Raw genomic sequence first — 12,878 nt, 5'->3', positions numbered from 1 at the left:
AATTCAAGATATTTTCTAGAAAATGTCTTGCATTCCGTACAGGCGTCCCGGCTGCTGCCCGCACAGCCAGGCAGCGGCCCGCAGGGCCCCCTGGGCAAAGGTCTCGCGCGAGTGGGCCTGATGGGTCACTTCGATGCGCTCGCCGGGGCCCATGAAATAGATCGTGTGCACACCGACCACATCTCCGCCGCGAATGGCCTGGATGCCGATCTGTGCCTTGGGACGCTCGCCGATGATGCCGTCTCGGGCGGAACAGCGGACGTCGTCCAGATCCCAGCCGCGGGCTTCGGCCAGGCATTCGCCCAGGCGCAGGGCAGTCCCACTGGGAGAGTCCTTTTTGCGGTTATGGTGCAGCTCAACCATCTCGATATCGTACTTGTCGCCAAGGGCTCGGGTCAGTTCGGGCAGGACCTTGAGCAGCACGTTGACGCCGATGCTCATATTGGGCGCCCAGAACATGCGGCAGCTTTCGGCCAGCCTGGCCAGCTCCTGCTTTTGCTCATTGGTGAAGCCGGTGGTGCCGATCACATGGGCCGCACCGAACCTAGCCACACTGCGGGCCGTGGCCAGGCTGACCTCGGGAGCGGTGAAATCCACGACGACAGCTTTGCCGTCCAGGCCTTGCAGCAGTTCTTCCACATTCTGGCTCACCGGGCACGGCAGCGCGTCCAGACCGGCGGCGAACTCGCTGCGTTCCACCACGCCCGCAAGCGTGAAGGCGGGGTCTTCCTGCACCAGCGTGCAGATGGTCCGGCCCATGCGGCCATTGGCACCCATGACGATGATCGGCGTGCTCATTGCTTCTCCATCCTGTTCTGTTGAAAGTTATGCGTCCGTCCTGTCAGCGAGCAGGCCCAGAAAGGCCGCTTCGTCCAGGACGGCGATCCCCAGGCTTTGGGCTTTTTCCAGTTTGCTGCCCGGATCTTCGCCCACCACAAGGATATCCAGTTTTTTGCTCACGCTGCCCAGCACCACGGCACCGGCCGCTTCGGCCAGCTGTTTGGCCTTGCCCCGGGGCATGGAAAGCGTACCGGTGAAGAGGATTTTCTTCCCCTGCAGGGGGCCCTCCCCACCGGCCGCGGCAGGTTCTGGCGCAGCCACGGGCCACAGGCCTGCCTCGCGTAATCCGGCCAGCATATGCTGGTTGGCCGGGCTTTCGAAAAAGCTGCGGATGGAGCTGGCCACTTCGGGCCCCACATCCGGCAGCTCCAGCAGGCGCTGGGTATCGGCGGCCGCCAGGGCATCCATGTCGTGAAAATGCGCCGCCAGCATGCGGGCGGTCTGCTCGCCCACATGACGGATGCCCAGGGCGCTGATGAGCCGGGCCAGCGTGGCGTTATGGCGGGCGTCATCGAAAGCGTCCACTATCTTTTGGGCCAGCACGTCCCCCATGCGGTCAAAGGGCAGCAGATCCTGCACTGTGAGCCGGAACAGCTGTTCCGGGCTGGTGACATGGCCGCTGCTGACCAGCTGCTCCATCCATTTCTGTCCCACGCCCTGCACGTCCAGGCCGGCCTTGGACACGAAATGGCAGATGGAGCGCAAGCGTACCGCCGGGCAGGAGATATTGCCGCAGCGCCAGGCCGCTTCACCGGGCTCACGGTGGGCGGGCTCGCCGCAGACAGGGCAGATATGCGGGAATTCGAACGGCCTTGCCCCCGCGGGACGTTCCTCCAGCACCGGGCCCACTACTTCGGGGATGACATCGCCTGCCCGCTGCACGATGACCGTATCTCCTACCCGCACGTCCTTGGCCAGGATCTCGTCCTCGTTGTGCAGGGTGGCACGGGTGACCATGACCCCACCTACCGCCACCGGCTCCAGCCGGGCCACAGGGGTCAGGACGCCGGTACGCCCCACCTGGATCTCGATACCGGTCAGACGGGTATGCACCTGCATGGCCGGGAACTTGAAAGCGATGGCGAAGCGTGGCGCGCGGGCCGTGAAGCCCAGGGCCTCCTGCGCTTCCAGATCATCCTGCTTGGCCACGGCGCCGTCGATCTCCATGGGGAAATCCGCCCTGCCCTGGCGCACGCTTTCCACATAGGCTTCCACAGCTGCCGGATCGGCGCAGAGCCTGCCGTCGGGCGGCGTCAAAAAACCGTAGTCGCGCAGACGGGTCGCCAGCTCATGCTGGAAATGGCAGGGGAGCGCCCGCCCCCAGCGGGCCTCGCCCAGGCTGTAGGCCAAAAAACGCAGGGGCATCTGCTGGGTATTGGCAACATCCAGCTGGCGCAGGGCCCCGGCAGCGGCATTGCGCGGATTGGCCAGCAGCTTCTGGCCCAGGGATTCCCGATGCTCGTTGATGGCGGCAAAATCCTTTTTGTAGATGACCACCTCGCCGCGCACTTCCAGCCGTTCCGGGAAGGGACCGGCCCCGCGCAGGCGCAGGGGGACCGTACGGATGGTGCGCACGGCTTCGGTGACCACTTCGCCCTCCTCCCCGTCCCCGCGGGTCAGCGCCTGTTGCAGGATGCCGTTTTCATAGATGATTTCCAGGGCAAGGCCATCCAGCTTGGGGTCACACCAAAAGGCCAGCGGCACCTCAGGCAGGGCGCGCTGCATTCGGGCCACGAATTCCTGCCATTCCTCGGCGGAAAAAACATTGTCCAGACCGTACATGCGCTGGCGATGGCGCTGCTTGGGCAGCCCGCCCAGCAGTCCGCCCCCTACGCGCAGCGTGGGCGAATGGGGGCTGCGCCATTGCGGATGCTCTTCCTCCAGGGCCTTCAACTCCCGGAACAGGGCATCGTACTGATCGTCGCTGATGATCGGCTTGTCCAGCGTATGATACAGATAGTTATGGTGCTCCAGGATGGTCACAAGCCATGCCATCCGCTCCCGGGGCATATCCCTGGACGGTTCGGGCAGGCTCAGGGGATCCACAGGCGCCGCGGATGCGGCGGGCGGCACAGGGGCCTGCCCTGTTGCCTTGCTCCCGGCCCGGTCTTTGGCGGCAGGTGCACCGAAAAGGGAAAGCTGTTCTGGACTCATGATCACTCCGGCAGGGCAATAAGGCGTTCACGCAGGGCCCGGATACGGTCCCGCAGGGCGGCGGCACGTTCGAACTCCAGTTCACGGGCCGCCTCGCGCATCTCTTTTTCCAGACGCTGGACCAGCGCCGCGGTATCTTCGGCAGTCAGGGGCACGGCATCGTCCTGTCGGGACGCACGTCCCCTGCCCTTGCCCCGCGATGAAGGACCGGTATCCACATACAGGGCATCCAGCGGAGATTCAAGGCTTTTCCGGGTGCTCCGCGGCGTGATGCCGTGCTCCGTGTTATAGGCGGTCTGCTTGGCCCGGCGCCGTTCGGTCTCGTCCATGGCCGCGCGCATGGAGGCCGTGACCGTATCGGCATACAGGATGACGTGTCCGTGGACATTGCGCGCCGCACGGCCAAAGGTCTGGATGAGCGAGCCCGTGGAGCGCAGGAAACCTTCCTTGTCGGCATCAAGGATGCAGACCAGCGAGACCTCGGGGATGTCCAGGCCTTCGCGCAGCAGGTTGATGCCCACCAGCACGTCGAACTCCCCTTGCCGCAGGGCCCTGATGATCTGCAAACGCTCCAGGGTGTCGATATCCGAATGCAGGTAGCGGGCATTGACGCCCATAGTGCAGCAATACTCGGTCAGGTCTTCAGCCATGCGCTTGGTAAGGGTGGTCACCAGCACCCGTTCCCCGCGCCGGATGCGCTCCCGGCATTCGCCCAGCAGGTCTTCCATCTGTCCCTTGGTGGGACGCACCTCCACTTCCGGGTCCACCAGGCCCGTGGGCCGGATGATCTGCTCGGAAATGATGCCCTGGGACTGATCCATCTCGTATTTGCCCGGTGTGGCCGAAACGTAGACCACCTGATGCAGCAGGGAACGGAACTCGTCGAACTGCAGGGGCCGGTTGTCCAGGGCCGAGGGCAGGCGGAAGCCGTAGTCCACAAGGGTCTGCTTGCGCGAGCGGTCGCCCTTGAACATGCCGCCCACCTGCGGCACGGTGATGTGGGACTCGTCCACGAACAGGATGAAGTCCTCGGGGAAATAGTTGAGCAGGCAGGAAGGCGGCTCCCCGGCCTTGCGGCCGTCCAGATGACGGGAATAGTTCTCGATGCCGTTGCAGTAGCCCAGCTCCTCGATCATCTCCAGATCCAGCTGGGTCCGCTGCTCCAGACGCTGCGCCTCCACCAAGCGCCCGCTCGCCTTGAAGGCCGTCAGGCGTTCCAGCAATTCCTGCCGGATGTCGGCCGTGGTCCGCTTGAGGTTGTCCTGGGCGGAGACGAAGTGGCTGGCCGGATAGATGACGGTCTTGCCCACTTCCGCCAGTACGTCCCCGGTCAGCGGATCCACCTCGCGCATGGAGTCGATGTCATCACCGAAAAACTCGATACGCAGGGCCCGCTCGTGATGGTAGGCGGGGATGATCTCCAGCACGTCCCCGCGCACACGAAACGTGCCGCGATGGAAGTCATAGTCGTTGCGTTCGTACTGGACTTCCACCAGACGGGTGATGAGGGCATCCATGGACATATGCTGCCCCACTTCCACCGGGATGATCATGCGGGCATAGAATTCGGGCGAGCCCAGGCCGTAGATGCAGGAGACCGAAGCCACGATGATCACATCGCGCCGGGTGAGCAGGGCATGGGTCGCGGCATGGCGCAATTTGTCGATATTGTCGTTGATGGACGAATCTTTCTCGATGTAGGTGTCCGAGGCGGGCACATAGGCTTCCGGCTGGTAGTAGTCGTAATAACTGACGAAATACTCCACAGCGTTCTGCGGGAAAAATTCGCGGAACTCGTTGTAGAGCTGGGCGGCCAGCGTCTTGTTGGGGGCCAGCACCAGCGCCGGACGGCCGCAACGGGCAATGACATTGGCCATGGTGAAGGTCTTGCCGGAGCCGGTCACGCCCAGCAGTATCTGTTCCGGCACACCGGCTTCCAGATTGGCCACCAGGGAATCGATGGCCTCCGGCTGGTCACCTGTGGGGGCATAGGCGCTATGGAGCTTGAAAGGGGACTGGTTCATCATCGTTCATCGGGAATCCAGCCAAGGGCAGCATCATAGCGGAAAGACATCCGCCACGGCAGCCACGGCAGCTGGGAGACAGGTTCAGGATCAGGGACAGGCACCGCCTGCCGCAGGAGCGCCAGGAATTCCCTGCGGGGGATGTCCCGCGCGCCCATGGCCAGCATGTGGGGCGTGGCCTGCTGGCAGTCCAGCAGGAGGAAATCCCGCCCGCGCAGGAAGGCCACCAGGCCCGCAAGGGCCGCCCGCGAGGCCTCGGGACAGCGATGGAACATGGATTCCCCGAAAAAGGCCCGCCCCAAGGCCACACCGTACAGGCCGCCCAGCAGCTCTCCATCCCGCCAGGCCTCCACGGAATGGGCATAGCCCAGGGCATGCAGGCGCTCATAGGCCGCTATCATCTCGGGCAGTATCCATGTCCCCTCACTGTCGCGACGGGGCGCCGCGCAGGCCCGGATGACGCGGGAAAAGGCCGTATCCATCCGCAGTTCGAACGGGCGATTGCGCAAGGCCCGGGCACTGCGGCGCGGAAGATGAAAGTCCTCCAGCGGCAGCACGCAGCGGGGATCGGGGCACCACCACAGCAGGGGCGTATCCTCACCGTACCAGGGAAAGATGCCCCGGCTGTAGGCCGCCAGCAGACGTGCCGGCAGCAGGTCGCCACCGGCACACAATATCCCTTCTGCGGTGCAGCATCCCGGCGTGGGAAACTGCGCCGCATACAGAGCTATCTGCTTACGCATCGTTGCGGCCGTCATCTCCCTCCTTCGCTTCCGCGCCCTGGGCAGGGGCCGCGTCAGGGAACTGGAGCACGAGTTCATTGTCCTTGACACCTAGGCGGACGAGACCGCCGTGGCGCAGCCGGCCAAAGAGCAGCTCGCCGGCCAGGGCGTCCTCCACCCGGCTGCGCAGCAGACGCCGCAGCGGACGCGCGCCCATGGCGGGATCATAGCCCTTTTCCGCCAGCCAGGCACGGGCACGGGGCGTGGAGGCCAGCGTGACCTGCTGCTCCGCGAGGCTGTTCCCGATCTCGCGCAGGAACTTGTCCACGATGCGCTGCATCATGGCGGGCGTGAGGGCCCGGAACGGGATCATGGCATCGAGACGGTTGCGGAATTCAGGAGTGAACAACCGTTCCACGGCTCCCAGGGCCTTGCGGGCCGCATCTTCGGGCGCGGCCTTGCCAAAGCCTATGCTGGCCCTGGACATCTCGAACGTCCCGGCATTGGACGTCATGATGAGCACCGTATGGGAAAAGTCCGTCTTGCGGCCGGAATTGTCCGTCAGGGTGCCGTAGTCCATGACCTGCAGCAGGATGTTGAAGATGTCGGGGTGGGCCTTTTCTATCTCGTCCAGCAGGACCACGGAATATGGGGCCTTGCGCACGGCCTCGGTCAGCAGACCGCCCTGGTCGAAGCCCACATAGCCCGGCGGCGAACCGATGAGCCGCGAGACCGTATGCGGCTCCATATATTCGCTCATGTCGTAACGCAGGAACTCCACTCCCATGATTTGGGCCAGCCCGCGGGCCAGCTCCGTCTTGCCCACACCGGTGGGACCATAGAAGAGGAAGGTGCCCGTGGGCCGCTGGCGCTGCCCCAGGCCCGCGCGCGAGCGCAGGATGGCGCGCACGGTCTGCTCCACGGCTTCTTCCTGCCCGAAGACGATCTGCTTGAGGTTCTTTTCCAGATTGGCCAGGCGGTTCCGCTCCTGCCCGGAGACCGTCCTCACGGGCACACCGGCCATGCGGGCCACGACGCGTTCCACGTCCGCCACCGTGACGGCGGCCGTCCGCTTGTCATCCTTGCGGCGCAGGTCAACGGCGGCCCCCACTTCGTCCATCACGTCGATGGCCTTGTCCGGCTGCAGGCGGTCACGGACATAGCGGTTGGAAAGGTCCACGATGCTGCGCAGCACGGTCTCGCTGTAGCGCACGCGGTGGTGCCCCGCGTAATGGGCCTGCAGGCCGTTGAGGATGGCAAGGCAGTCCTCGGCATCGGGTTCCCCCACGTCGATGCGCTGGAAGCGCCGCGTCAGGGCCCGGTCTTTTTCCAGATGGTTGCGGAACTCCTCATGGGTGGTGGAGCCGATGCAACGCAATTCCCCGCTGGCCAGCACCGGCTTGAGCAGGTTGGAAGCGTCCATGGAACCGCCGGAAGTGGCCCCGGCGCCCACGATGGTGTGGATCTCGTCGATGAAGACCACCGCATCCGGGATGGCCCTGAGCTCTTCCACGATGGCCTTGAGACGGCTCTCGAATTCACCGCGGTAGCGGGTGCCGGCCAGGATCAGACCCATATCGAGGGCGTAGATCTTGACGTCCTTGAACTTTTTGGGGACCTGCCCCTGGGCGATGCGCAGGGCCAGGCCTTCGGCCAGTGCGGTTTTGCCCACACCGGGATCGCCCACGAACAGGGGATTGTTCTTGCGGCGACGGCACAGGACCTCGATGGCCCTGTCCAGTTCTTCCTGACGTCCCACCAGGGGGTCGATCCTGCCCTCACGGGCACGGGCGGTGAGCTCGGTGGCGTACTTTTCCAGAACATTCTCCCCGGCTTCGCCCTCTTCCTTCCCTTTGGCCGCATCGGGGGCCACCCCCCGGGATCCGCCCCCTTCCGGCATGCCGTGCGAGATGAAGGTCAGCGCATCCAGGCGATCCACTCCCTGACGCGTCAGGAAGTAGTGGGCATAGCTGTCCTCTTCATCCAGGATGGCCACGAACAGGTCGCCCAGCTCCACCTGGCTCCGTCCCGAAGCGTGGATATGCCCCAGGGCCCGTTCGAGCACCCGCTGCACGCCGGCCGTCTGATGGACCTCGTGTTCTCCCTGATCCGGCAGCACCTGCATCTCGTTACGGAAAAAGCCTTCCAGCTGTTCGCGCAACACCGCCACACTGGCCCCGCTGCCTTCCAGCAGCAGACGGCCGGGGGCCACGGTCGTCAATGAGAACAGGATGTGCTCCACCGTCAGCAATTCATGCCGGCGGCGTTGCACTTCCTGGACGGCAACCTTCAAAACTTCCTGGACAGCAGCACTGAGCATATGATCCTCAACGATATTTTTCCATGGTGCAGCGCAAGGGAAACCCCGCCGCCCGGGCCCGTTGCCTGACGAGCGCCACCTTTGTTTCCGCTATCTCCTGCGTGTAGACACCGCACTGGCCGATACCCTGCTGATGAACGGCCAGCATGATGGCCGTAGCTTCTTCCGGCGTCTTGTGAAAAATATCGCACAAGACGCCGACAACGAAATCCATGCTCGTGTAGTCGTCATTGTGGAGCAGGACCACATAACGGTCCGGCTCCTTGATCTTTTTCGTGACGATGGTGGCAGTATCCGTTCCCGGCTCGTTCCAGGTTTCATCGGCCATGAGGGCTCTCCTCCACGGTAGGCAGGCCCAGATCCCGGCGCCGGCGGGCCAGTTCTTCGGGCTCGAAGACAAACGACAGGTCGGGCGGCAGACCGTTCTGCTGTCGCCATTGCTGATGCAGATAATGATAACTTTGAGTACTCACAGGCACATCGTCAAGACCCAGCGGGCCTTCCAGGCGCAGGATCTCCTCCTCGGGTCCTTCCAGTTCCACCACACGGGCGAAGGGGACGATATCCATGTCGACAGTGGTGTGCTCCAGCGTCCAGGTCTCCCGGATCTTTTCGTAGCAGGCACGGACCACATAGCCCAGGCCTTCCAGAATGCCGTGCATCTGTGCGGCATCGGTGACGGGCGTTTCCCGTTCTTCGCGCACCTTGAAGGCCGCATCCGGCACGGAGGCGGGCGGCAGCTTGAGCGTCAGCACGTTTTGTACATGATCCGGCCATTCCTGCGTGCGCAGGCGCAGCAAATGATGTCCGGCACGCAGGGATCCGTCAGGCAGGTCATAGATACGGTTCCGTTCCAGATGGACCTCCCCTCCCTGCGCGCCGCACTGGCGCAGGCGCTGGCGCAAGCTGTCGAAATCGACCTCGAGATATTTGCGTTCTATTTCAAGAGCCATGCTATGCTCACTGTTTGCGATGGAAAAGTTTCTGCTGCAGGGCCGCGATGGTCGCGATACCGCCCTTGCCGGGATGGATCACGGGGTCGAAGCCCAGACGGCGTGCCTGGGCCAGGCGGAGGTCATGGGCGGCCACGGGCCGCACCTGGCCGTTGAGGTCCACCTCGCCCCAGAGGACGCATTTTTCCGGCAGCGGAACGTCATAATAGGATGACAGCACCGCCGCCACCAGGGCCAGGTCAAGCCCGGGTTCCTGCAGTTTCATGCCGCCGCCGACCTTGGCGTAGATGTCCACCTGCCCGAAATTGAGCTTGAGGCGCTTTTCCAGCACGGCCAGCAGCAAGTGCAGACGGTTGGCATCAAAGCCGAGGGCCGCGCGCCGGGGGATGCTGAGGAAAGTCCGGGCCACCAGGGCCTGTACTTCCACCGCCAGCGGGCGCTGGCCGTCCACGGCCATGACCACCGCCGTGCCGGACAGGGAGGCGTCGCGGTCGCCCAGAAAAAACGTGGACGGGTCGTCCACCACTTCCATGCCCCGGCCCCCCATGCGGAAGACCAGCAGTTCCTCATTGGGGCCAAAGCGGTTCTTGAAGACACGCAGCAGGCGGAACATCTGGCGGCGGTCGCCTTCAAGGGAGATGACGGTGTCCACCATATGCTCCAGCAGCCTGGGCCCGGCCAGGACACCGTCCTTGGTCACATGGCCCACCAGCACCAGCGTGACGCCCAGACGGCGGCAGGCTTCCAGCAGGGCCATGCTCACGGCACGCACCTGGTTGACATTGCCGGGCAGGCCCTCGGCATCGACGCTGCTCATGGTCTGCACCGAGTCCACCACCAGCAAACGCGGCGGGGCCAGCTCCACAGCGGCGATGACCTCGTCAACGCTGGAGGTGGACATGGCCAGCAGGTTGTCGTGCAGCATGCCGAGCCGTTGTCCCCGGGCCTTGATCTGCGGCAGGGATTCTTCGCCGCTGGCGTAAAGCACCCGGCCCCCCTGGGCAGCGACCAGCCCCGCCACCTGCAACAGGAGCGTAGATTTGCCGATGCCCGGTTCACCGCCGATGAGGATGGCCGCCCCCGGTACCAGGCCCTTGCCCAGCACCCTGTCCAGCGAGGCGATGCCGCTGGGATAGGGATGATGCCCTGTCTCGGTCACGTCCTGCAGCGGCACGGGACGGCTGCCTGCCGGTACGGATCCCCTGGCGCTGCTGCGGGACAGGGCTTTGGGCTGGGCCGCGGCCTGCAGGGTGTTCCACTCATGACAGCCGGGGCACTGGCCGCGCCACTGCAGGGTCTGTGCCCCGCAGGCAGAACAGATAAAGACTTCTCTCGTTTTAGCCATGGCTAAAAAATAAAAAAAAAGTGCAGCCCATGCAAGCATGGCGGCATAGGTTGGCCTTTCGTGGGGATGATGTTGCAGTATCGCGCCTGTATGGATGCAGTCATGATGCGAAATTGCGCCAAAGATCCATCCCGCTACTTGTGTTTTCTATCACATACATGGCAGGGTGATATATCCAGCCCCTTTTCCCCACCGCGGGAGTCAGCCATACCATGCGCAACGGGCGGCCGTCCGGCTGCTTCCACGGCATGCCCAAAGGCATAAAAAAAGCCCCGTCACGGGGCTTTGAATCAGTCTGGCGGATACCTAACGGGGCAGGGGCACGCCCTTTTGCGCATCCACGATGGCAACGTAGAATTCGCTGACATCACCGGGAGGGCTGTCGAATACCACCATGAAGGGGGCACTGGCGCCGGGCAGAAGGGTCACATTGGCCCCCTGCTCTTTTTCCGGGTCAGCCAGGCGGCTGGCCATGGCTTCCTTGTCCAGCACAGTGAGCTGCAGGGGCGTCAGCTGGTTGCCGGCGGTCTGGCGGTTGGACGCGATGGCCTTCTGATCCTGACCGTAGAGCACGGCTTCCACGGTGATCATGCTCACGGGCTGGGGGAATTCATTGACCACCCTGCCCTCGATGACCAGTATCTTGCCCATTTTTTCATTGTTCACATAATACTGGCGCACGTCCTTCATGGTCAGCAGGGCAATATTTTCGGCAGCGGCCGCCGTCCCCTGGACCGGGGCCAGGGGGCGCTCATGCCAGCAGTACCAGTAGACCGCGGCGCCGCCGCAGGCAAGCAAAAGCAGAAGCATCAGCCAGAACAGCCAGCGCCGCCGGGGACGGGGCTGTTCCACATCGTCCGGCAAGAGATCCGGGATGGGCTCATGGGCAGGCTCGGGCATTTGCAGGGCAAAGACCGTCCTGCATACGGAGCAGCGCAGTTTCGCACCTGGCCGGGCAAGGTCTTCCGGCAGGTTGAAACGGCTGGCGCAGTGGGGGCATTGGATTTCCATCTTTTGGCTCCAGGTGCGGGCGGATGCTAATCGGCGGCAGGCTCGAAGACCAGCTCTTCCACATCGGGGAGGGCCCGATATTTTTCAGCATAGTCAAGGCCGTAGCCGATGATGAAGCCTTCCTCGAGCTTGAAGCCCGCAAAATCGACGCGCACATCCGCTTCGCGGCGTTCGTTCTTGTCCACCAGGGCGGCCAGGCGCAGACTGCGGGCCCCGCGGGCCTCGAACTGGCGCATCAGGAACTGCATGGACAGTCCGCTGTCCACCACATCCTCGACGATCAGCACATGCTTGCCGGCGATGTCGCAATCCACGTCCTTGCTGAACACCACATGGCGGGAACTGGATGTCCCCCTGCCGTAGCTGGACAGACGGACGAAATCCAGTTCGAGGTTCTCCGAGCGCATGGCCCGGACAAGATCGGTGAAAAAGAACACCGCCCCCTTGAGGACGCAGACGGCCACCACGGGGTCATCGCCGTAACAGGCATCGATCTCGGCGGCCATGGCACGCACGCGTTCGGCGATCTGGCCGGCAGTAAAGACGATCCTGCGCTCCTTGATGGTGTTCATGCTATGCAAGCTCCAGGAACATGGCGGTTTCGTCGCAGTCGGGATACTTGGCGCAATGCACGCAGTCCGCCCAGATCTTCTGGGGCAGGACGCCCTTGTCCACCTCATGGAAGCCGATGCGCTCGAAAAAAGCCGCCTGATAGGTCAGGGAAAAGACCTTTTTGAGATGCAGGCTGCGACAGTCGTCGACACAGGCCGTCACGATCTTGCGGCCCAGGCCCTGCTTGCGCAGGTCTTCGCGCACCGCCAGCGAACAGACCTCGGCCAGGTCCTCCCAGACAGGCGCCAGGGCGCAACAGGCGGCCAGGCCGCCCCGGGGATCGTCGATGACCAGAAAATTGCGGACATGACCGTACAGGAAGATCAGCGCGCGGGGCAGCAGCAGGCCCTTGCGTGCACTGTCCATCAGCAGGGCGTGGATATCCTTCACATCGTCCATGGTCGCACGGCGCACCGTGTAGGTATCGTTCATTACTTTTGCTCTCCGAGAGAATCGAATATTTCCGTCAGTTCCTTGTTCGAGACCATGCCCGACCCCATCAGGGCCAGCCGACCATTTTTGCCGTAGAAAACGTTGTGCGGGATGGTGCGCACGTTGAAAGCACGGATCACATCCTCGCTGGCCCTGTAAACAGGGTAATTGACCTTCAGCCGCTTGAGGAAGGCCGGGAGCGCGCCCGCGTCTTCGTCCACCGAAAGCCCCACGATGACGGCTTTCCCTTCGTACCGGGACGCCAGACTGACAAGGAACGGGATCTCTTCCCGGCAGGGGGGGCACCAGGTGGCGAAGAAATTGAGCATGACGACCTTGCCCTTGTTCTGGGCCACTATGGCGGTCAGGTCCTTGAGCTCCACGGTCTTGAAGTCCTGAGCCTGCGCAAGGCAGGGCAGGAGCAGCGCCAGAAGCAGCAGGGGCAAAACGAATCGCTTCATGAGA

General features: G+C 63.7%; 12 protein-coding genes. All 12 read right to left on the bottom strand.

Features of this window, described 5'->3' with window-relative positions; translation table 11 throughout:
- Positions 1-15: 15 nt before the first annotated feature.
- On the bottom strand, positions 16-798 hold the full coding sequence (gene dapB / locus DESPIGER_RS03055) for a 4-hydroxy-tetrahydrodipicolinate reductase (protein WP_072332918.1): 783 nt from the start codon (positions 796-798) through the stop codon (positions 16-18).
- Between the two features lie 27 nt (positions 799-825).
- A complete protein-coding gene (gene ligA, locus DESPIGER_RS03050) occupies positions 826-2,877 on the bottom strand; it encodes an NAD-dependent DNA ligase LigA (RefSeq protein WP_418741598.1) in 2,052 nt (683 codons plus the stop codon).
- Positions 2,878-2,996: 119 nt separating this feature from the next.
- Positions 2,997-5,018 (bottom strand): excinuclease ABC subunit UvrB, encoded by a 2,022-nt coding sequence (gene uvrB, locus DESPIGER_RS03045; protein ID WP_072332915.1) that lies wholly within the window; start codon positions 5,016-5,018, stop codon positions 2,997-2,999.
- On the bottom strand, positions 5,018-5,761 hold the full coding sequence (gene aat / locus DESPIGER_RS03040) for a leucyl/phenylalanyl-tRNA--protein transferase (protein WP_072332912.1): 744 nt from the start codon (positions 5,759-5,761) through the stop codon (positions 5,018-5,020). Before aat ends, uvrB begins: the two co-directional genes overlap by 1 nt.
- Entirely contained in the window at positions 5,754-8,060 is a 2,307-nt protein-coding gene (gene clpA / locus DESPIGER_RS03035) for an ATP-dependent Clp protease ATP-binding subunit ClpA (protein ID WP_072332910.1), read from the bottom strand. Before clpA ends, aat begins: the two co-directional genes overlap by 8 nt.
- Positions 8,061-8,067: 7 nt before the next feature.
- Positions 8,068-8,388 (bottom strand): ATP-dependent Clp protease adapter ClpS, encoded by a 321-nt coding sequence (clpS, locus tag DESPIGER_RS03030; RefSeq protein WP_072332908.1) that lies wholly within the window; start codon positions 8,386-8,388, stop codon positions 8,068-8,070.
- A complete protein-coding gene (locus DESPIGER_RS03025; protein ID WP_072332905.1) occupies positions 8,378-9,013 on the bottom strand; it encodes a class IV adenylate cyclase in 636 nt (211 codons plus the stop codon). Before DESPIGER_RS03025 ends, clpS begins: the two co-directional genes overlap by 11 nt.
- Before the next feature lie 7 nt (positions 9,014-9,020).
- Entirely contained in the window at positions 9,021-10,358 is a 1,338-nt protein-coding gene (gene radA, locus DESPIGER_RS03020) for a DNA repair protein RadA (RefSeq protein ID WP_072337507.1), read from the bottom strand.
- Positions 10,359-10,664: 306 nt separating this feature from the next.
- Positions 10,665-11,369 (bottom strand): DUF3426 domain-containing protein, encoded by a 705-nt coding sequence (locus tag DESPIGER_RS03015; RefSeq protein WP_072332902.1) that lies wholly within the window; start codon positions 11,367-11,369, stop codon positions 10,665-10,667.
- 26 nt (positions 11,370-11,395) lie between these two features.
- Positions 11,396-11,941 (bottom strand): hypoxanthine phosphoribosyltransferase, encoded by a 546-nt coding sequence (gene hpt, locus DESPIGER_RS03010; protein ID WP_072332899.1) that lies wholly within the window; start codon positions 11,939-11,941, stop codon positions 11,396-11,398.
- 1 nt (position 11,942) lies between these two features.
- Positions 11,943-12,413 (bottom strand): N-acetyltransferase, encoded by a 471-nt coding sequence (locus DESPIGER_RS03005; protein ID WP_072332896.1) that lies wholly within the window; start codon positions 12,411-12,413, stop codon positions 11,943-11,945.
- Positions 12,413-12,874 carry a TlpA family protein disulfide reductase gene (locus DESPIGER_RS03000; protein ID WP_072332893.1) on the bottom strand — a complete coding sequence of 154 codons (462 nt, stop codon included), beginning with the start codon at positions 12,872-12,874 and terminating at the stop codon, positions 12,413-12,415. The genes DESPIGER_RS03005 and DESPIGER_RS03000 overlap by 1 nt, the downstream gene beginning before the upstream one ends.
- Between the last annotated feature and the right edge of the window lie 4 nt (positions 12,875-12,878).

This window comes from Desulfovibrio piger (assembly GCF_900116045.1).
Taxonomy (GTDB): domain Bacteria; phylum Desulfobacterota; class Desulfovibrionia; order Desulfovibrionales; family Desulfovibrionaceae; genus Desulfovibrio; species Desulfovibrio piger_A.
The sequence above is the reverse complement of the archived record's forward strand: the minus strand, read 5'-3'. Positions and strand labels throughout refer to the sequence as shown.